Here is a 19773-nt window from a genome sequence, read left to right on the forward strand (position 1 = left end):
TTGAGACCAAGGACACCCAAGTCATGCATTCCGATACTTCCCCAAGCTTCTTCGACGTCGTCGTGATCGGCGGCAGTCACGCCGGACAATCCGCCTCGCTGCAGATCGCGCGCGCGCGCCGCCGCGTGCTGGTGATAGACGCCGGCGCGCGCCGCAACCGCTTCGCCGCCCAATCTCACGGCGTGATCGGCCAGGACGGACGCTCGCCCGACGCGATCGCCGCGGATGGCAAGGCGCAGCTGCTCGCCTATCCCAACGCGCAATGGCGGGCGGACGCCGTGGTCCGGGCGCAGCGGACCGACGCCGGCTTCGCGCTCCGCTGCGCCTCCGGACAAGACTACGGCGCGCGCCAGCTGGTGCTGGCCTTCGGCGTGGTGGACGAACTGCCGGAACTGGAAGGCCTCAGCGAGCGCTGGGGGCTGAGCGTGTTCCACTGCCCTTACTGCCACGGCTACGAACTGGACCGCGGCCGCATCGGCGTGCTCGGCGGCGACGCCTTGTCCTATCTGTCGGCGATGCTGATGCCGGAATGGGGACCGACCGTGTTCCTGACCGACGGCGGCTTCGAACCGGACGAGGAGCAGCGCGAGGCGCTGGCGCGGCGGGGCGTCGAGATCGTGCGCGAGCGGATCGCGCGCATCGTCGACCGCGCCACCGTCGAACTCGCCGACGGGCGCCGGCTTGAGTTCGACGGCCTGTTCACGATGAACCGCATCCGGCTGTCCAGCCCCGTCGCGGAGCAGCTGGGCTGCGCGATCGAGGAGGGGCCGCTGGGGCCTTATGTGCGGACCGACGACGCGATGGAGACTTCGACGCCCGGCGTGTTCGCCTGCGGCGACATCACGCACCGCGGCGGCACCGTGGCGCTGGCCATCGGCAACGGCGCGTTGGCGGGCATCGCCGCGCATCGCAAGCTGGTGTTCGCCTGAGGCGCGCGGCGGCGCGCCTTCCTTTCTATTCACCGGAAATCGATCAATGAGCTGGCAAAACGTATGTTTCTCGTGGCTGTTGCGCAGAACGGCCAAATCCCTGACCCGCAAACCAGGCCTGACCGCCGAGGAAATGCGGACGCGCAGCGCGAAATGGGCGCGCGGCGAGGTTAAACCGCCGCGCGGATGGCGGGTGCGCAAGCTGGACGCGCGGGCGCTGCGCGGCGAGTGGATAGAGCCGGAGTCCGCCGCGCGGCGCGAGGCGGCCGGCCGGGTCATCCTGTATCTACACGGCGGCGGCTATTGCTTCTGCTCCCCGCTGACCCACCGCGGCGTGGCCGCCGCGCTGGCGGTGGAGGCGGACGCGCGCGCGTTTTCGCTCGACTATCGGCTGGCGCCGGAACATCCCTTCCCTGCCGCCGTCGACGACGCGCTGGCGGCGTATCAGGCGCTGTTGGACGAGGGCGTGGCGCCCGGCTGCATCGTGGTCGCCGGCGATTCGTCCGGGGGCGGGCTGGCGCTCGCGCTGCTGCTGTCGCTGCGCGACGCGGGCGCGCCGTTGCCGGCCGGCGCGGTCTTGTTCTCGCCGTGGACGGACCTGGCGGCGACCGGGGCGTCGCTGGAGGCGAACGACGCGTCCGACGTGATGCTGTCGGCCGTCGCGGTGAGGAATTTCTCGCGTTATTACCTCGGCGACGCCGCGGCCGACCATCCGATCGCCTCGCCGCTCTACGGCGAGTACGCTGGCCTGCCCGATCTGTTCATCCAGGCCAGCGACAGCGAGGTGTTGCTGGACGACGCCGCGCGCGTGGCCCGCAAAGCGAGCGCGGCCGGCGTTGCGGTGGACTTCAAGGTGTGGCGGCGGCTGCCGCACGCATGGGCGACCTTGGCGCCGATGTTGCCGGAGGCGCGAGCGGCGATCAGAGAAGCCGGCGGCTTCGTCCGCAAGGTGGCGTCGTGAGCCGCGCGTGGACGCCGGCGCCGGGCGGCGCCTGGGTGGACGCCGCGCCGGCGGGCCGGCAGGCGGCGCTGCGCCTGTTCTGCTTTCCGTACGCGGGCGGCGGCGCGGCGGTGTTCCGGGGCTGGGCGGAGCGGCTGCCGGCCGCGGTCGATGTCCGGCCCATGCATCCGCCGGGGCGGGGGAAGCGGTTTCACGATGCGCTGCGCTATTGTCTGGATCAGCTGGCCGACGAGGCGACGGACGCGCTCGCGCCGCTGCTGGACCGGCCTTACGCCTTGTTCGGCCACAGCATGGGCGCGAGCCTGGCGTTCGAGGTGGCCCAGCGGGCGCAGGCGCGAGGCCTGCCGGCGCCGGCGTGCCTGATCGTTTCGGGGCGCGCGGCTCCGCATCTGCCGGCGAGGGATAAGCCTATCCACGCTTTGCCGGACGAGTTGTTCCTGGACGAAGTGATGAGAATGAACGGCACGCCGCCCGAGGTGCTGGAGCACCCCGAGCTGGTCAAGCTGATGCTGCCGGTGCTGCGCGCCGATTTCGAGGCGATAGAAAGCTATCGTCCCGAACCGCGTCCGCCGTTGAACTGCCGCATCGTCGCTCTCGGCGGCAGCGAGGAAGAGGGCGGCGCCGAGGCGACGGCGTCATGGCGCGGCTACAGCACCTGCGGCTTTCGCGGCGAAATGATGCCCGGCGACCACTTCTTCCTGAACGGCAGGCCCGAGAGCCTGTTCGCGCTGCTGAACGAGGAGCTTGGCCGCGCTTTGTGAGGGCCGGCCCGCGGAGTGTTAGAACGTGTTTACGATCTCGCGAGCTAAGGCGAGACAAGGCGAGACAAGGCGAGACAAGGCGAAAACGGCTGAGAAAGCGGAATGTACAAGTGGTACATGAGCATTTCGAAGCCGGTTTCAACGCCGTATCGCCGACGCGCAGCAGATCGTAAACAGGTTCTTATAGGTTCTGGCCGACGCGCCACAGCACGCCGGAAGGATCGTGCAGGCAGAAGTCGCGCATGCCCCAGGGCTGGTCCACAAGCGGGCCGATCTTGGCCGGATAGCGCTCGGCGATGCCCTGTTCCAGCCATTGGCGGTGCCAGGCGTCGACATCGTCCACCAGCAGGTGCAACACCAGGTTTTCCGCCAGCTGAGGGTGATAGAAGTCTTGCAGCAGGAAGCTGCACTGGCCGTGGACGAAGTAGCTGACGCCGTGGCCGTCCGATTTTTGCTCGAAGCCCAGATCGGCGTAAAAGCGCTGCGACAGCGCGTAGTCGCGGGCGGGCACGAAGACTTTGATTTCAATGCTGCGCAATTGGGACACGGCGGAACTCCTTGCGGCGGATGGTCGGAAAAAAACCGCTGCGGCGGAGGCGCGCAGCGGTTGCTTGGGTTTGAGGGCCGGCTTATTGCGCCGGCGTTTCGCCTTCCAGCATGGAAACGCCTTCCAGCCCGGAGCGGAACACCGCTTGCTGCAGGGTGTCGATCGCCTTCTTGCGGAAGAACTGCTTGCGCGTCACCAGCAGCACGCGGCGCTGCGGCGCCGGCGTCTTGAACGGCACCACCGACAGCAGGGACTCGTCGGTGGGGCCTATCGAGGTGGACGGCATCACGGTGACGCCCATGCCGCTGGCCACCATATGGCGTATGGTGTTGAGCGAGCTGCCTTGCAGATTGGCCGCCAGCGTGCCGCCGTGGCTCTGGCGGCTGGCCAGATCGCTGCAGGCCTGCAGCACCTGATCGCGGAAGCAATTGCCCTGGGTCAGCAGCAAGACGCTTTCGTCGGCCAGCTGATTGGCGGCGATGGCGCCCAGCTTTTCCCAGGGATGGCCCTTGGGCGTGGCGACGACGAAGGGTTCGTCGTACAAGGGGCTGGCCACGGTGCCGGCCTCGTCGAAGGGGTCGGCGACGATGATGGCGTCCACCTCGCCGCGCTTGAGCATTTCCGACAGCCGGGAGGTGTAGTTCTCCTCCAGGATCAGCGGCATGTCCGGCGCCAGGATGCGCAGCGCCGGGATCAGCCGCGGCAGCAGATAGGGGCTGATGGTGAAAATCACCCCCAGCTTCAGCGGGCCGACCAGTTCGTTCTGGTGCTCGCCGGCCAGCCGCTTGACGGTCTCGGCCTCCTCCAGCACGCGTTGCGACTGCTCGATGATGCGCTCGCCGATCTCGGTGACGCTGACTTCCTGGCCGCCGCGCTCAAACAGCGTGACGCCCAGTTCGTCCTCAAGCTTCTTGATGGCGATGGACAGCGTCGGCTGGCTGACGAAGCAGCTTTGCGCGGCGCGGCCGAAGTGGCGCTCCCGCGCCACCGCGACGATATAGCGAAGTTCGGTCAGCGTCATGGCTCAGCGCTGGTGCTCCGGCAACACGATATTGACTTCCAGCACTTCGAAGTCGTCCTGGCGCTCCACTTGCACCTTGATGTCGTCCAGATTGACCGCCACGTATTTGGAGATCACTTCCATCAGTTCGCGCTGCAGCGCCGGCAGATAGTCCGGCGCGCTGCGGCCGTTGCGTTCGTGGGCCAGGATGATTTGCAGACGTTCTCTGGCAATGGCCGCGGTTTTCTGGCGCTTGCCAAAGATCATTTCGATCAGGGACATGACTTAACCTCCAAAGAGGCGTTTCAGGATGCCCACTTTGGGGGCGTCGAGGAAACGCATCGGGCGCTCTTCGCCCAGGAAACGCGCCACCACGTCGGAATAGGCGTCGGCAACGTCCGAGCCTTTCAGGTGGATGGCCGGGGTGCCGGAGTTGGAGGCTTGCAGAACGGTCTGCGACTCCGGAATCACGCCCAGCAGCGGCACGCGCAGAATCTCCTTCACGTCGTCCACCGACAGCATTTCGCCCTTGTCGACGCGGCCGGCGGAGTAGCGGGTGATCAGCAGGTGCTCCTTGACCGGCTCGCGGCTTTCTTCCGCGCGCTTGGACTTGGAGGACAGAATGCCCAGGATGCGGTCGGAATCGCGCACCGAGGAGACTTCCGGATTGGTGACGATCAGCGCTTCGTCGGCGAAGTACAGCGCCATCAGCGCGCCTTTCTCAATGCCGGCCGGCGAGTCGCAGACGATGTATTCGAAGCCGGCTTCGGCCAGGTCCTTCAACACCTTCTCCACGCCGTCCAGCGTCAAGGCGTCTTTGTCGCGGGTTTGCGAGGCGGGGATGATGTAGAGGTTGTCGCAGTTCTTGTCCTTGATCAGCGCCTGGTTCAGGCTGGCTTCGCCGTTGACGACATTGATCAGGTCATAGACCACGCGGCGTTCGCAACCCATGATCAGGTCCAGGTTGCGCAGGCCGACGTCGAAGTCGATGACGACGGTTTTGTGACCGCGCAACGCCAGGCCGGAGGAGAAGCTGGCACTGGTAGTGGTTTTACCGACGCCACCCTTGCCGGACGTCACAACGATGATTTTTGCCACAGTCGATCCCTTTGAATAATGGCTTGTTACTCGCCGAGCGCGGTCATGACCAGGCGCTCGTTCTCAAGATAGATTTGAGTCGGCTTGCCCAGAATGCTCTCGGGCAAGGCTTGTTCGATAGTTCGATAGACCCCGGCGATGGACACCAGTTCGGCCTCCATGCTGCGGGCGAAAATGCGGGCGCCGGCGTTGCCGCGCGCGCCGGCGAGGGCGCGGCCGCGCAGGGGCGCGTAGATGTGGATGTTGCCGTCGGCGATGACTTCCGCGCCGGCGCTGACCATGGCCAGCACGATCAGGTCGCAGCCCTTGGCGTAGATTTGCTGACCGGCGCGCACCGGGCGGTCGACGATCATCGCGCCGCTGGCCGGGGCCGGCTCGGGCGCCGCGGGCTTGTCGGCGGGTTCCGGCGCGTTCTGCGCCGAGCGCGGCGGCGTGGCGCTGCTGGTGTAGGCGAGGCCGAACTGGCTGGCGACGCCGGCCAGCGCGGTGCTGGGGTGGCGCAGGGCCACCGCGCGGATGCCGCGGCGGCTGAGCATGGGCAGCAGGCGGCCGTAGTCCAGTTCCGTCGGGGCGGGCAGGGCCTCCACGTCGAGAACGAAGGCTTCGACCGGCGCGTCGTGGCCGGTGCCGAAGCGCGCGTCCAGCGCCTGGCTCAGTTCGTCCAGATCGTCGGTGCGCAGCAAGAGCGCCAGCAGGTCCAGGCTGGCGGATTTTATGTCGAATGCGTTGGCCGCAGGGCTCATTGTACTTGGCTTCATGTAGATAGATTTATTCTATGGGGCGAGTGTACTGGGTTGCTGACGGGCTTTCAATGGCGTTGCTCGGCTTGGGGCCAAAAGGCCGAAATCGGCCGGCGCAACGGGCTTGGGCGCTGGCAAGTGTTGCAATTGCGGGAATCGCCGCGCAATGAGAAAGGTAAGGGCGTCGTTGTAATGTCTTTGGAATGTTTGTGTTGCAAAAATTCATGAAAAATAGTGGTTTAGCGGCTTGTGCGTTGCAACATTTTCTTGACTCGAGAAAAGCGACCCGCCACAATGGCAATTGTTGCGATGCAACATCATGAGCGCAGGTTAAGTTCGCTGTCGTTGCTGAGCTGTCAATTTTGGATATTTTTAGGAGTCGTCATGTTTACCACTACTCAAGAATTCTCTGCTCTCGGCCAGTCGCAGTTCGACAAGGCCGTGCGTTTCTCCTCCATCGTGCTGGCCGGCGCCGAGCGTCTGGCCGCGCTGCAACTGGATCTGTCGCGCAAGCTGCTGGCCGACAACGCCCAGGCGATCAAGGCCTTGAGCGAAGCCAAGGATCCCAAGGCTTTCGCCGAGGTGCAGAGCAACCTGGCCCAGCCGTCCATCGATCAAGCCTTCTCCGTGGCGCGCAATGTCTACGACGCCGCGTTGGCCACCCAGAACGAACTGGCCGCTTTTGTCGAAGAGCAGATCGCCGAAGGCAATCAGACCCTGCTGAGCAATCTGGACCGTCTGTCCAAGAACGCGCCGGCCGGTTCCGACGCCGCGGTGTCGGCGCTGAAAAGCCTGGTGAACACTTCCAACGCCGCTTTCGAAAGCGTGTCCAAGACCGCCAAGAAAGTCAGCGCGGAAATCGCCGAAGCGAGCGTTGAAGCCGCCACCAACTCCGCCAAGGCCGCCAGCGCCGCTGTCGCCCGCGGCAAGAAGGCGAGCAGCGCCGTCTGATTTTCGGCCCTAGTCGTGAAAAAAGCCCGCATTCATGCGGGCTTTTTCAGTTTTTGGGGCGCAGCGGCGTTTGGGCGGCGAAATCGTCCCACAGCTGCCGCCAGGCTTGCTGGCAGCCGTCCGCCTGCACGATCAGCCCGGCCAGGCTGGCGGCGTAGTGCTCTTGTTGCCGGGGGGCTTCGGCGAAGTCCCGCCGCGCCGTCGGATTGTCCTCGGGCAGCTTGCGTTCCCGCAGGTAGCGTTGGGACAAGCGCACCAGTTGTTCCCACAGCCGCCACTGCTCGCGCAGCGCGGTTTCCCAGTCCGGCGCGGTCGGCGTGGACGGGCAGGGCGGCGGCTGCCGTCTCAGCATGAACAGCAAGGCCTCCCAGACCTGGCGGGTATAGCGCGCGCTGCCCGCGGGGCCGCAGCGCAGCCAGGCGGCCGGCAGCGGCGCCAGCGCGTCCAGCAAGGCCAGGGCGTCGGGCGGCGGCGCGCTTTCGGCGCCCAGCAACAGCATGAAGCCGAAGTCCGCGCCCAGCGCCTGCCAGGCGCCATCCAGCTCCAGCAAGGGGATGCCTTGTTCTAGACAGAGCCGCAGTCGGGGAGGCAGGGAGGCTTGATGCAGGGGGTCGACATTGATCCAGCAGCCGGAGGGCAGGTAAAACCCTTGCCAGTCGCGAGGCAGCCAAGACGGCAGCCCGCTTGCGCCCGCGGACGCGGGCAAACCCCGGCTGGCCAGGCGCTGCTGGAGCCAGTGGAGTTGCGGTGCTGAGCCTTGGGCGATATGGGTCACGGTGGTTCCGGTTGGGCTGCCCGACGCTATGGCGACGGGCGGCGGGGCATTTGGCGCGCGCGTCCGGCATCGCTGTCCTGGGCGCGCCCCGGCGCTCCTAATGGAACGATACCTGCAATGCGGCGACGGGTAAAAGTATTATTTATGGTATTTAGTAACAATCACTTGCTTTTCTAACTGGGCGCGGCGACGGCGCCCAGGCAGCTGCGATTGTAGCAAATATTGATGGCATATTGCGTTGCAATATCAGCGTTGGCGAATGTGCGGCGTCGGCCGCGGGCATGAAAAAACCGGCGACCCGCGCCGGTTGTTTGTCAGGGCAAGCGCCGCGCGCTTATTTTTCGAAGCGGGCGATGCCGTCGACCAGCTCGGTCTTGGCGTCTTCCAGGGTGCCCCAGCCTTGAACCTTGACCCACTTGCCCGGTTCCAGGTCTTTGTAGTGCTCGAAGAAGTGAACCATCTGGTTGCGCAGCAGTTCCTGCAGGTCTTCCAGCTTCTGGATGGACTTGTACATCGGGCACAGTTTTTCCACCGGCACGGCCACCAGCTTGGCGTCAACGCCGGACTCGTCTTCCATCTTGATCAGGCCCAGCGCGCGACAGCGCACCACCACGCCCGGCGGCAGCGGGAACGGGGTGACCACCAGCACGTCAACCGGATCGCCGTCGCCGGCCAGGGTTTGCGGCACGAAACCGTAGTTGGCCGGATACATCATGGAAGTGCCCATGAAGCGGTCAACCACCAGAGCGTTCCAGTCTTTGTCGAATTCGTACTTGATCGGGGCGGCGTTGGCGGAGATTTCGATGACGACGTTGAAGTCGCCCGGCATGTCTTTGCCCGGGCCGATGCTAGCGAGATCCATCAGGGGAATCCTTGTTGAACGTGTTGAACACAATGTTTCGATAAACTGCGCGATTATAGCAGTAGCTGCCGCGCCGCGTATCGGGCGGGTATAATCGCCGGCGATTGTGTTAGCGCGAGAAAGAGCGGATTGATGCTGGACAAATGGATCGTCGAGTTCGACAAAGGGTTGCGCACCCTGTTTGCTTCCGCGCAAAGCCTGAGGCCGCATCCGGACGCGGCGCTGGACGAGGCGGAGCTGGCGGCTGAGGAAAAGAAACACGCGCTGGGGCTGATGCGGGTCAACCACTGCGGCGAGGTGTGCGCCCAGGCCCTGTACCAGGGGCAGGCGCTGACGGCGCGCACGCCGCAGGCGCGCGAAGCCTTGCGCCAGGCGGCGCAAGAGGAGGTGGAGCATCTGGCCTGGACCGAGCGGCGCATCCGCGAACTGGGCGGCCGGCCCAGCGTGTTCAACCCGCTGTGGTACACCGGCTCGCTGGCGATAGGCGTGGCCGCCGGGGTGCTGGGCGACAAGTGGAATCTGGGCTTCCTGGAGGAAACCGAGCAGCAGGTGGGCGCGCATCTGGACAGCCATCTGAGCCGTTTGCCGGCGGCGGACGTCAAGAGCCGCGCCATCGTCGAGCAGATGCGCGACGATGAGCTCAAGCATGCGGACATGGCCCATGAGTTGGGCGCGGCCCAATTGCCGGCCCCGGTCAAGGGCGCGATGAAGCTGTCGGCCAAGCTGATGACGGGCGCCAGCTACCGGCTTTGACTGCGTGCTTCCTTAAAAGAAAACAGGCCTGGATTCCAGGCCTGTTCGCATTGCGGCGCGGGCGTTTCAGTCGCGGTGGCGTTTGCGCCCCGGCAGGCTGGTGACGATGCCCAGCCCGATGATGGCGACGCTGATCAGGCCTGTGGTCACTTCGCCCAGCTCGACATGGAGCGCGGCGGCGAACATGATGGCCACCAGGGCGCCGATGGCCCAGAACGCCGAAGTCTCCAGGTATTTGAACTGGCCGATGATGTTGCGCTCCACCAGCAGGATGGTCATTGAGCGCACGAACATCGCGCCTATGCCCAGCCCGGCGGCGATCAGCCAGAAGTTGTTGGTGATGGCGAAGGCGGCGATCACGCCGTCCATGGAGAAGCTGGCGTCCAGCGTTTCCAGGTAGACGAAGCCGATCAGGCCGTTCTTGGCGGCGGCGGTCTGGATGTCCATGCCGCCGAACAGCTGCTTGAACACATGCAAGGCCATGAACACCACGTAACCCCAGAAGCAGCTGCTGAGAAACTCCATCTTCTGGCCGGCGGGAATGGCGGCGGCCACCAGCGCGATCAGCAGGATGGCGATCAGCGACTGGGCGTTCTCAACCGAGCCCAGCCGCGCCAGCAGCGGTTCGACGGCCGGCAGCCAGTGTTCGTCCTTTTCCTTTTTGACGAAGTACTCCACCACCACCATCAACAGGAAGGTGGCGCCGAAGCCCATGATCATCAGGTGGGAGTCATGCATGATCTGCTGGTAGCGCAGCGGTTCGCGGGTGGCGATGGCGAAAGCCTCGAGCAAGGGCGTGTCGCCGGCGACGGCGACGATGAGCAGCGGGAACAGGATGCGCATGCCGAACACCGCGACGGCGATGCCCACCGTCATGAAGAGCTTGCGCCACAGCGGGCTCATCGCCTGCAGCACGCTGGCGTTGACGACCGCGTTGTCGAAGGAAACGCTGGTTTCCAGGATGGCCAGCACCAGGGCGGTGACCAGGAAGGAGCCGGCCATGGCCGGGCCGCCCAGCTGGAAGCCGTACCAGCCGGCGGCGGCCAGCACGACGACGCTGAACAGCAGCGAGCCGGTGAAATAGGAGAGCGTGGTGCGCATGAATGGATTCGCCTTGTTGTGCCGGGCGGATTCAAGCCGCCCGCCGCTTCGCGCCGCAAGCGGCGCGGGCGGGTGATGACGTGGGATTATAATCGCGGCGCTTCGGCGAAGCGCGTGGCTTTAGATCAACGCGCGCGGGCCAGGCAGCTTTGGTAGCGGCCGTCGACGCGTTTGGCGAACCATTCGGTGGTCAGCTTGCGGGTGATCTTGGGGCTTTTCAGGTCGATTTGCGGCAGCTGTTCGCGCGGCGCGGGCTTGCCGAAGCGCTGGTCAGCCAGCGCGTAGGTCTTGCGGTAGAGCTCGCTTTGGCCGAAGGCCGCGCTTTTCTCCAGCTTCAGGTCTCGCAGAATCTCGCCCTGGCCCATGCCCAGCTTGCCGCCCTGGCTGATCACCGCGCTCTGGGTGGTGCTGGGGTAGACCTTGCCGTCCTTGTAGCTGAGCAGGTCGCCGTCCAGCGTCAGATCCTTGCCGCTGAGTTTCTCCATCACGGCTTGGAAGGCCGCGTTGCGGCTGCTGTAGCGGCCGGCGTTGAAGTCGGCGAAGCGGTACAGCATCTGGCTGTAAGGCGCCGGGTATTGCAGCAGGATGGCCGCGCCGAAGTAGACGCCGCCGCGGCGAGTGAACACTTCCTGGCGGATGCCGCCGCTGCGCGGGTAGGGGTAGGGCCAGACTTTGACGTGCCCTTCGGCGAATTCGACGCTGACCTGCATCGGCCCGCCGGTGCGGATCGGGTTCTTCATGCTCATCGGCAGACCCAGCTTGCTGGCCTCGCGCGCCATGTCCTCGAACAGATCGTTCATTTCCCGTTCGGTGCGCAGGCTGTCGATGCGCGCCTTGTAGCTTTTGCCGTTGGGCGAAGTCTTCATCAGCGCGGCCTTGACCACAGGCAGCGGGATCAGATAGCCGTGGGCCCGTTCGGCGATCTTGTCCCAGACGATGGCGGGCAGGTTGGGCACGGTGGGGTCCGCCTGCCAGCTGGATTCCTGTTCGATCACCGCCGCCAGCGCGCAGAAATTCTCCGCGGTATAGGGAATCTTCAGGTGAGTGAAGGCCGCGAGCATATCGTTGCTCCAGCCCTGGCGGTCGCGAATCTTGGCGGGCAGCAGGCGATTGAGCAGCAGGCGTCCGGCCTGCGGGTCGTTGTAGGCCGGCCTGAGCGGCGGCGCGCTCACCGGAGGAGGCGACGGCGGCGCTTCGACCGCCGGCGCGGGGGCCTCCGGCTCGCTTGGAACCGGGGCGACGACGACGGGCGCGGCGACGGGGGCCGGCGGGCTGACGTTGGCGCAGGCGCTCAGCAGCGCGGGCAATAGGGCAAACAGCAAACGGGATGGTTTCACGGTGCGCGGGACGGTGCGGAATCAAACCGTGAAGGTTAGGCTATCTTGCTGTCATCGGCAATCGCGCTCAGAGGTTCTGGTAACGATTCACGATTTGCTTGTAGACGCCGCTTTTCTGTATCGCGCGCAGGCCCAGATTGAATTCGTCCTTCAGCGGAGCGCTGCGGAAGGCCATCCGGTACACGGTGGGGGCGAACAGACGGTGGATGTCCACCGGCGCGGTTTTTTCCTTGAACTGGGTGACGAGCTTGTGGTTCATCCAGGCGAAGATGTTGCGGTCGGCCACCACCACGTCCACTGAGCCGCGGAACAGCAGCCGGTTTTGATCCACCTGATTGGCGGTTTCGGCGTAATTGGGATTGGTCTTGGCCATGTCCTTGAAGGCTTCGCCCAGGTATTGCCGGGCCAGGGAGAAGGCCAGCACCCGGTAGGCGCCCAGCTCCTTGGCCTGGCGCAGCTGGATGCGGCGGCTGCTGAGCGTGATCGCCACATCCTCGTAGCTGATGTAGACGTCGGAATACTCGGCCTGCAATCCGGCCTGCTCGCCCACGGTGGCCACCGCGTCGATGTCCTTGTTCTTCAAGGCCATCGGCAGCCGGGGTTGGGAAAAGAAGACCGGCTCTATCCGGTAGCCGCGTTCCTGCAGCGCCGCGCGCACGATCTCCAGTTCCAGCCCGCTCTTGCCGCCCTCCATCACATAGGGCTCCAGCGACTCCCCAAACGCCACCTTGACGGTCTTGTGCGCATGGGCGTTGGCGCCGAGGGCAAGCAGCAAGCTGCCAAGCAACAGTAATCTCCCCATTGGCCTGCCTTAATTTGACTTCCTCGCTTCTGGCCCGCGCAGTGGAAGCCGTGCTGTCCGGGCGATAGGGTTGCGCATCGGGCGCGACATGCATTTTGCGCGTTCGTCGTCGGCGCTGACAAGCGGCCTCGCGGCTCAGTCCGCCAGATAAGGCATGGGATCGACCGCCGAGGAGCGGACGCGCAGTTCAAAGTGCAGCTTGACCCGGGTGGTGCCGGAACTGCCCATGGTGGCGATGGTGTCGCCGGCCTTGACCGTCTGCCCTTCCTTGACCAGCAAGGACTGATTGTGAGCATAGACGGTGAGGTGGGCGTTGTCATGCTGGATGATCAACAGATTGCCGTAGCTGCGGATGCCTTTGCCGGAGTAGGTGACCCTGCCGCTGGCCGCCGCTCGGACCGGGGCGCCCGCCTCGCCGGCGATGTCTATGCCCTTGCTGCCCTGGCCGTTGAACTTGGCGATGATCGGACCCTTGGCCGGCCAGACCAGCTTGATGTTGGCCGCCGGACGAGCCGCGGGCTTGCTGGGCTCGGAGGCGGAGGGCTTGGCCGCGGGCCGGCTGGGCTGCGGACGCTTGGGCTTGGCGGGCGCAGGCGCGGCGCCGGTGGGCGGCGACACGCGCAGCAATTGGCCGGCATTGATGCTGCTCGGGTCTTTCAGTCCGTTCCAGCGCACCAGGTTCGCCACGCTGACCCGATGGCTCTGGGCGATGCGGAACAGGGTGTCTCCCGGTTTGACGCGGTAAAAGCCGGCGGACTCCACCGCGGCGGGTTGCGAGGTGCTGGCGCAGGCGACAAGCAGCAGGGACAGGGAACTGGAAACGAGGCGGACGGACAAGGACATGGCGCAGATTCTAGCATCGCCGCCGACGGCTGCGCGCTTTCTGTGCGCAAACGCCGGCGGCTGGACTAAAAATCATGTTAAGGACTGTGACAGGCGCGGGCATAGGGCGGAGGTGACGGGATGAAACTGGGATGGTTGATGTGCGGCTTGTGGAGCGTGGCGGCGCTGGCGGCGGAGCCGTCGACGCTTTCCATCTACACCGTGGAGTATCCGCCGCTGGTGTTTAAAGGCGAGAACGGCAAGCTGAGCGGCATCGCCGCGGAGGTGGTGGCTCAGGCGGCGCAACTGGCCGGCCTGAGCATGCGCGTGCCGGAGATCCCCTGGAAGCGCGCCCAAATGCAGGTGCAGCAAGACGCGGACAGCTGTCTGACGCCTTTTACGCGCTCCCCGGAGAGGGAAAAACTGTATCGCTGGGTGGGGGTGGTGATGGAGAGCAATCAATCCCTGTTCATCAATACCCATCATCCGGTGGCCTTGAGCTCGCTGGACGACGCCAAGGGCAAGCGCGTGGTGGTGTTGCTGGGTTCGTCGATGGCGGACTACCTGAAAAAGAACAATATCGCCTATTCCGTCCGGCCCACGCCGGAGGAAGCCGAGCGCGAGCTGGCGGCGGGGGTGGCGGACGTGTGGGCGGTGCATGACGTGGTGGCCAACTACACCATCAAGCAGGTGGGCACGCCGGCGGACAGCATCCGCGAGGCCTTGCAAGTGCAAACCACCAGCATCTATCTGGCCTGCAGCCTGAAAATGCCGGACGCGACCGCCTTGAAGCTGAGCAGGGCGTTTCAACAGTTGCGCGAAAGCGGCAAGCTGGAAAAAATCATCGCCAAATATTTGAAGTGACGATAGTTGGCGCGTGGTGTTTTATGGTGACAGTGTCGATTCGTATCAATTTTTCAAGGTTACAGTATCTTGGAAAAACACATTGAACTGTCACTGATGGCTGTGAAATGGCTGGGCTAGAATGGTGCCAGTTTTTGAGCCGCCAAGAATCCGGCGGCGCAATGGTGATTCTTTTGTCATCCCTGGACAAGGACAGTCATGAACCGAACCTACTTAGCCCATCTTGAAGCCACGCTGGCGCAGATTCGCGCCGACGGTTTTGAAAAACCCGAGCGCGTGATCGCCACGCCTCAGCGCGCGGACATCGCCCTGAGCAACGGCAGCAATGTGCTGAACTTCTGCGCCAACAACTACCTGGGCCTGGCCGACGACCCGCGCCTGATCGAGGCGGCGAAGAAGGGCATGGACGACTTCGGTTACGGCTGCGCCTCGGTCCGCTTCATCTGCGGCACCCAGCAAGTGCACAAGGATCTGGAGCAGGCGATTTCGGGCTTTTTGGGCACCGACGACACCATCCTGTATTCCAGCTGCTTCGACGCCAACGGCGGCGTGTTCGAAACGCTGCTGGGCGAAGAAGACGCGGTGATTTCCGACGAGCTCAACCACGCCTCCATCATCGACGGCGTGCGCCTGTCCAAGGCCAAGCGCTTCCGTTACAAGAACAACGACATGGCCGATCTGGAGGCGCAGCTGGTCGCCGCCGAACAGGCCGGCGCGCGCTTCAAGCTCATCGTCACTGACGGCGTGTTTTCCATGGACGGCATCATCGCCGATCTGAAAACCCTGTGCGAAGTGGCCGAGCGCCACGGCGCGCTGGTGATGGTGGACGATTCCCACGCCGTCGGCTTCATCGGCGACAGCGGCGCCGGCACGCCGGAACTGTGCGGAGTCGCCGATCGCGTCGACATCTACACCGGCACCCTGGGCAAGGCCTTGGGCGGCGCGTCCGGCGGCTATGTGTCCGGCCGCAAGGCGATCATCGATCTGCTGCGTCAGCGCTCGCGTCCGTATCTGTTCTCCAACACTCTGGCCCCGGCCATCGCCGCCGCCAGCCTGGAAGTGCTGAACATCCTCAAGGGCGGCGAGGGCGCCGAGCTGCGCGCCAAAGTACGCCGCAACGCCGAGCTGTTCCGCCAGGAAATGAGCGCGGCGGGCTTCACTCTGGTGCCCGGCCAGCACCCCATCGTCCCGGTGATGCTGGGCGATGCTAAGCTGGCGGGCGAGATGGCGGCCAAGCTGCTGGAAGAGGGCGTGTACGTGATCGGCTTCTCCTTCCCGGTGGTGCCCAAGGGCAAGGCGCGCATCCGCACCCAGATGTCGGCGCGCCACAGCGAAGAACAGGTTCGCCTGGCGGTGGCGGCTTTCATCAAAGTGGGCCGCGAACTCGGCGTGATCTGAGGCGTTGCGCCGCGCGCCCGTGGAGGGCGCCGCGGCGGATAGGAATAGAAATGAAAGCATTATCCAAACTGAAGGCCGAGCGCGGCCTGTGGATGACCGATGTGGCCAAGCCGGAAATCGGCCATAACGATTTGTTGATCCGGATTCGCAAGACCGCGATCTGCGGCACCGACATCCATATCTGGAACTGGGACGACTGGGCGCAGAAAACCATCCCGGTGCCCATGCACGTCGGCCATGAGTATGTCGGCGTGGTCGAGGCGATAGGCTCGGAAGTGCAGGGCTTCAGCGTCGGCCAGCGCGTGTCGGGCGAAGGGCACATCACCTGTGGCCATTGCCGCAACTGTCGCGCCGGCCGCCGTCACCTGTGCCGCAACACCTTCGGCGTGGGCGTCAACCGCGAAGGCGCCTTCGCCGAATATCTGGTGATTCCGGCCTTCAACGCCTTCCCGATTCCGGACGACATCTCCGACGACCTGGCGTCCATCTTCGACCCCTTCGGCAACGCGGTGCACACCGCGCTCAGCTTCAACCTGGTGGGCGAGGACGTGCTGATCACCGGCGCGGGCCCTATCGGCATCATGGCGGTGGCGATCGCTCGCCACGTCGGCGCGCGCCATGTGGTGATCACCGACGTCAACGAGTACCGGCTGGAGCTGGCGCGCAAAATGGGCGCGACCCGCGCGGTGAACGTGGCCAAGCAGGAGCTCAAGCAAGTGATGGCCGAACTGCATATGACCGAGGGCTTCGACGTCGGCCTGGAAATGTCCGGCAACCCGCAGGCCTTCCGCCAGATGCTGGACACCATGAACCACGGCGGCAAAGTGGCGCTGCTGGGCATTCCTCCGGCGGACACCGCCATCGACTGGAACCACGTCATCTTCAAAGGCCTGGAAATCAAGGGCATCTACGGGCGCGAGATGTTCGAGACCTGGTACAAGATGGTGGCGCTGATCCAGTCCGGTTTGGACATCACTCCCATCATCACCCACCATTTCCCGGTGGATGACTTCCAGCAGGGCTTCGAAGCCATGCTGTCGGGACAAAGCGGCAAGGTGATTCTGGACTGGAGCTGAAGGTAGGCGACGGCCTGACGAAAAACCCTCTTCGCCGGCGAAGAGGGTTTTTTTACGCGCATGGCCGCGGCTTGAACCTGCTTTGAGAATGTTTGAGCGTCGCCGGCGGGGCGGCGAGAATGGGCTGGCAAAAGGGATGGGGCGAAGGGGGTCAAGGACGGGCCCCGCGGCTCGGACCCTGTTCACTGTCCGCTGCGCTTCGGACAAGGGCCATGCAAGCCAGCTGGAAATGCCCATGCGCTACTCGCGCATGCCGCTTTTTCGCTGGTTTCCGCCTGGCCTCGTTCTGGCTTGAGAGACTTTGAACAGGTTTTCAGGCCGCTCGCGCGGTGTTTGTCCCGGTCCGATTGTTTGAGTGAGTTCAGAGCTTGCCCTCTCCGCCGTGCGGAGGGGGCTTTTTTATTTCGCCTTATTGCCCGGCCGGCGCCAGCAGCGGCGCATAGCCCAGGCCGCGCAACTTCTCCATGGTTTCGTCGGCTTCGGCGCGGCTCTTGAACGGGCCGACCTGCACGCGGGTGACGGTATGGGCCGGGATGCCGTGCTGTTTCAGCTCCTTCACCAGTTTTTCGGCGTTGCCGATGCTGGAGAACAGGCCCAGCTGGACTTGGTAGCCGATGGAGCTGCCGGCCGGCTTGGCCTTGACCGCGGCCTCCTTGGCCGGCGCTGCGGGTTTATCCGCGGCGACGGGGGCTGCGAGGGGAGGGGCTGCTTTGACGGGCTCGGCCGGCGCGGTCTTGCCGCCCGCCGCTTGCGGCGGAGTCGCCGCGGCGGGCGCTTTCGCCGTCGCGCGCTCATGCGCCGGAGCCGGAGCTGGCGCCGCCGCGTGCGCGGGCGGACGGTTGTTGACCACGGCCGGGGTCTTGTCCAGGTCGGGGCTGGCCGGGCTTGCGGCGCTGGGCGCTTGCGGCGCGCCGGCGGCTTCGGTCGCGGGCGCGCTGCTTTCCGCTGCCGGCGCGCTGGCGGGGGTGGGGGCCGGCGGCGCTTCCGCCGGGGCGGAAGCGGGCTTGATGATCTTGCCGGAACTGGGACTCTGGCTGCTGGCGGTCATTTCCACCTTGGGTTTGTTGAAGCTGTCGGTCAGCGGAATGGCGGCCAGCGCCACGGCGACCAGGCCGCCGGCGATCAGCAATCGCTTTTTCAGCTTGCTGTTGAGGTCGGCTTCGCCGCCGGTCTTGTCGGGGTCTTGTTGATTTTGTTCGCGCATGGTCCGTGAGACTTGAGAAATGTGCAGCACATGGTTGAAAACACTGCTAAAATATCGGGTTCGTCAAAATTGGGTAACCCGAGTGGCTGCATAATACTCAAGTTTAGCCACTTGTCTTGATGTTTGGGAGAATTTATATGGCAATTGAACGCACCTTGTCCATCGTTAAGCCGGACGCCGTTGGTAAAAACGTCATCGGCAAAATTTACGACCGTTTCGAATCCGCCGGCCTGAAAATCGTGGCCGCCAAGATGAAGCAACTGTCCCGCGCCGAAGCCGAAGGCTTCTACGCCGTGCACAAAGAACGTCCGTTCTTCAAGGACCTGGTTGACTTCATGGTGTCCGGCCCGGTGATGATCCAGGCGCTCGAAGGCGAAAACGCCGTGCTGAAAAACCGCGAACTGATGGGCGCGACCGATCCGAAGAAAGCTGAAGCCGGCACCATCCGCGCCGATTTCGCCGATTCCATCGACGCCAACGCCGTCCATGGTTCCGACAGCGTGGAAAACGCCGCGATCGAAGTGGCTTATTTCTTTGCTGCATCCGAGATCAGCGCCCGCTAATCTCAAATAGTACTCCGTTGTTTGCGGAGCCCGTCTCATGGACGGGCTCCGTCGAAAAGGCGGTCGTCCACACCGCCTTTGCTTTATCCCGAGGAATGCATGAAAACCAACCTGCTCGACTTCAACCTGGACCAGCTGACCCGGCATTTCGCCGAAATGGGCGAGAAGCCGTTTCGCGCCAAGCAAGTGATGCGCTGGATGCACCAGATGGCGGAAGCCGATTTCGACGCGATGACCGACCTGGCCAAAAGCCTGCGCGCCAAGCTGCATGAACGCGCCGAAGTGAAGGTTCCCTCGCTGATGACCGGGCAGGCGTCCAGTGATGGCACCCGCAAGTGGCTGCTCGACGTCGGCACCGGCAACGGCGTCGAAACCGTCTTCATCCCCGAGGATGAACGCGGCACCTTGTGCGTGTCATCCCAGGTGGGCTGCGCGCTGGAATGCACGTTCTGCTCCACCGGCCGCCAGGGCTTCAACCGCAATCTGTCCACTGCGGAGATCATCGGCCAGCTGTGGTGGGCCAACAAGGCGATGGGCGTCACGCCCAAGAACGAGCGCGTGGTGTCCAATGTGGTGATGATGGGCATGGGCGAGCCGCTGGCCAATTTCGACAATGTGGTCAGCGCGATGCAGATCATGCTGGACGACCACGGCTACGGCCTGTCGCGCCGGCGAGTGACCCTGTCCACCTCCGGCCTGGTGCCGCAGATGGACCGGCTGCGCGAAGAGTGCCCGGTGGCGCTGGCGGTGTCGCTGCACGCGCCCAACGACGCGATTCGCGACGTGATTGTGCCTATAAACAAGAAATACCCGTTGGCGCAGCTGATGGCGGCCTGTCAGCGCTATCTGGAAAAGGCGCCGCGCGACTTCATTACTTTCGAGTACGTGATGCTTGACGGTGTCAACGATAGGCCGGAACATGCTCGCCAATTGCTGGAGCTGGTGCGGGACGTGCCGTGCAAGTTCAATCTGATACCGTTCAATCCGTTCCCGAACTCGGGTTATGAGCGTTCCAGCAATAATGCGATTCGCGCGTTCCGCGAAATTCTGCAGGAGCGCGGTTATGTGGTGACGGTGCGGAAAACGCGCGGCGACGACATCGACGCCGCCTGTGGCCAGCTGGCCGGCCAAGTCATGGACAAAACCCGCCGTCAAGCCAAATGGATGCAGCTCGTAGAGGACAATAAGCAATGACGATACGGCAAATGGGGTTGATGGCCTGCTTATGG

The 19773-nt window shown here is 64.5% G+C and carries 22 protein-coding genes; 10 read left to right on the forward strand and 12 right to left on the reverse strand.

The genetic code is table 11. The features are described from left to right. The first annotated feature begins 23 nt into the window (after positions 1-23). From JW897_RS15835 to JW897_RS15845, 3 genes are read left to right on the forward strand one after another with little or no spacing between them, the layout of a single operon-like run. Positions 24-929, forward strand: a complete 906-nt coding sequence (locus JW897_RS15835; RefSeq protein WP_205466889.1) for an NAD(P)/FAD-dependent oxidoreductase — start codon at positions 24-26, stop codon at positions 927-929. Between the two features lie 46 nt (positions 930-975). Next, positions 976-1890 (forward strand): alpha/beta hydrolase, encoded by a 915-nt coding sequence (locus JW897_RS15840; protein WP_205466890.1) that lies wholly within the window; start codon positions 976-978, stop codon positions 1888-1890. Then, entirely contained in the window at positions 1887-2651 is a 765-nt protein-coding gene (locus JW897_RS15845; RefSeq protein WP_205466891.1) for a thioesterase domain-containing protein, read from the forward strand. The genes JW897_RS15840 and JW897_RS15845 overlap by 4 nt, the downstream gene beginning before the upstream one ends. 181 nt (positions 2652-2832) lie before the next feature. Here JW897_RS15845 and JW897_RS15850 read toward each other — a convergent pair whose 3' ends face one another. From JW897_RS15850 to minC, 5 genes are all read right to left on the reverse strand, one after another. Beyond that, positions 2833-3198 carry a VOC family protein gene (locus JW897_RS15850; protein WP_048415973.1) on the reverse strand — a complete coding sequence of 122 codons (366 nt, stop codon included), beginning with the start codon at positions 3196-3198 and terminating at the stop codon, positions 2833-2835. An 82-nt stretch (positions 3199-3280) separates the two neighbouring features. Continuing rightward, positions 3281-4219 (reverse strand): LysR substrate-binding domain-containing protein, encoded by a 939-nt coding sequence (locus tag JW897_RS15855; RefSeq protein WP_048415972.1) that lies wholly within the window; start codon positions 4217-4219, stop codon positions 3281-3283. Between the two features lie 3 nt (positions 4220-4222). Continuing rightward, positions 4223-4480, reverse strand: coding sequence for a cell division topological specificity factor MinE (gene minE / locus JW897_RS15860; RefSeq protein ID WP_019104116.1), 258 nt, complete (start codon positions 4478-4480; stop codon positions 4223-4225). 3 nt (positions 4481-4483) lie between these two features. Beyond that, positions 4484-5296, reverse strand: coding sequence for a septum site-determining protein MinD (gene minD, locus JW897_RS15865; RefSeq protein ID WP_019104115.1), 813 nt, complete (start codon positions 5294-5296; stop codon positions 4484-4486). A 26-nt stretch (positions 5297-5322) separates the two neighbouring features. Then, the gene (minC, locus tag JW897_RS15870; RefSeq protein ID WP_048415971.1) at positions 5323-6039 is read right to left on the reverse strand and encodes a septum site-determining protein MinC; all 717 of its coding nucleotides are present in this window, start codon (positions 6037-6039) and stop codon (positions 5323-5325) included. A gap of 381 nt (positions 6040-6420) precedes the next feature. On the opposite strand from minC, the gene JW897_RS15875 reads away from it, so the two are divergent. Beyond that, positions 6421-6987 (forward strand): phasin family protein, encoded by a 567-nt coding sequence (locus JW897_RS15875; RefSeq protein ID WP_048415970.1) that lies wholly within the window; start codon positions 6421-6423, stop codon positions 6985-6987. A 46-nt stretch (positions 6988-7033) separates the two neighbouring features. On the opposite strand, the gene JW897_RS15880 is transcribed toward JW897_RS15875, so the two are convergent. Further along, positions 7034-7762, reverse strand: coding sequence for a hypothetical protein (locus JW897_RS15880; protein WP_205466892.1), 729 nt, complete (start codon positions 7760-7762; stop codon positions 7034-7036). A 334-nt stretch (positions 7763-8096) separates the two neighbouring features. Beyond that, positions 8097-8624: an inorganic diphosphatase gene (ppa, locus tag JW897_RS15885; protein WP_205466893.1), complete on the reverse strand. Its 528-nt coding sequence runs from the start codon at positions 8622-8624 to the stop codon at positions 8097-8099. A 132-nt stretch (positions 8625-8756) separates the two neighbouring features. Between ppa and coq7 the strand changes: the two genes are divergently transcribed. Next, positions 8757-9377, forward strand: coding sequence for a 2-polyprenyl-3-methyl-6-methoxy-1,4-benzoquinone monooxygenase (gene coq7, locus JW897_RS15890; RefSeq protein WP_048415967.1), 621 nt, complete (start codon positions 8757-8759; stop codon positions 9375-9377). 66 nt (positions 9378-9443) lie between these two features. On the opposite strand, the gene JW897_RS15895 is transcribed toward coq7, so the two are convergent. The 4 genes from JW897_RS15895 to JW897_RS15910 all read right to left on the reverse strand — a co-directional run bounded on the left by JW897_RS15895 (position 9444) and on the right by JW897_RS15910 (position 13460). After that, positions 9444-10478 carry a DUF475 domain-containing protein gene (locus tag JW897_RS15895; protein WP_205466894.1) on the reverse strand — a complete coding sequence of 345 codons (1035 nt, stop codon included), beginning with the start codon at positions 10476-10478 and terminating at the stop codon, positions 9444-9446. A 125-nt stretch (positions 10479-10603) separates the two neighbouring features. Then, the gene (locus JW897_RS15900; protein WP_048415965.1) at positions 10604-11815 is read right to left on the reverse strand and encodes a DUF1615 domain-containing protein; all 1212 of its coding nucleotides are present in this window, start codon (positions 11813-11815) and stop codon (positions 10604-10606) included. Positions 11816-11882: 67 nt separating this feature from the next. Next, complete coding sequence (locus JW897_RS15905; RefSeq protein ID WP_048415964.1) at positions 11883-12617, reverse strand: substrate-binding periplasmic protein; 735 nt, start codon at positions 12615-12617, stop codon at positions 11883-11885. A gap of 135 nt (positions 12618-12752) precedes the next feature. Then, positions 12753-13460 (reverse strand): peptidoglycan DD-metalloendopeptidase family protein, encoded by a 708-nt coding sequence (locus JW897_RS15910; protein WP_048415963.1) that lies wholly within the window; start codon positions 13458-13460, stop codon positions 12753-12755. Positions 13461-13580: 120 nt separating this feature from the next. On the opposite strand from JW897_RS15910, the gene JW897_RS15915 reads away from it, so the two are divergent. The 3 genes from JW897_RS15915 (at position 13581) to tdh (ending at position 16777) form a co-directional block, all read left to right on the forward strand. Continuing rightward, a complete protein-coding gene (locus JW897_RS15915) occupies positions 13581-14303 on the forward strand; it encodes a substrate-binding periplasmic protein (protein WP_082159169.1) in 723 nt (240 codons plus the stop codon). Positions 14304-14501: 198 nt separating this feature from the next. After that, positions 14502-15701 (forward strand): glycine C-acetyltransferase, encoded by a 1200-nt coding sequence (locus JW897_RS15920; protein WP_205466895.1) that lies wholly within the window; start codon positions 14502-14504, stop codon positions 15699-15701. 50 nt (positions 15702-15751) lie between these two features. Then, entirely contained in the window at positions 15752-16777 is a 1026-nt protein-coding gene (gene tdh, locus JW897_RS15925; RefSeq protein WP_197083130.1) for an L-threonine 3-dehydrogenase, read from the forward strand. 409 nt (positions 16778-17186) lie between these two features. On the opposite strand, the gene JW897_RS15930 is transcribed toward tdh, so the two are convergent. Then, positions 17187-17981, reverse strand: a complete 795-nt coding sequence (locus JW897_RS15930) for an SPOR domain-containing protein (protein WP_205466896.1) — start codon at positions 17979-17981, stop codon at positions 17187-17189. 137 nt (positions 17982-18118) lie between these two features. Here JW897_RS15930 and ndk point away from each other — a divergent pair, with 137 nt between their 5' ends. Both ndk and rlmN read left to right on the forward strand, forming a co-directional pair. Further along, on the forward strand, positions 18119-18544 hold the full coding sequence (gene ndk, locus JW897_RS15935) for a nucleoside-diphosphate kinase (protein WP_048409044.1): 426 nt from the start codon (positions 18119-18121) through the stop codon (positions 18542-18544). Positions 18545-18643: 99 nt separating this feature from the next. Next, positions 18644-19738, forward strand: coding sequence for a dual-specificity RNA methyltransferase RlmN (rlmN, locus tag JW897_RS15940; RefSeq protein WP_019104100.1), 1095 nt, complete (start codon positions 18644-18646; stop codon positions 19736-19738). The last annotated feature ends 35 nt before the right edge of the window (positions 19739-19773 follow it).

It is taken from the genome of Chromobacterium alkanivorans, from assembly GCF_016937655.1.
In the GTDB taxonomy this organism is placed as follows: domain Bacteria; phylum Pseudomonadota; class Gammaproteobacteria; order Burkholderiales; family Chromobacteriaceae; genus Chromobacterium; species Chromobacterium alkanivorans.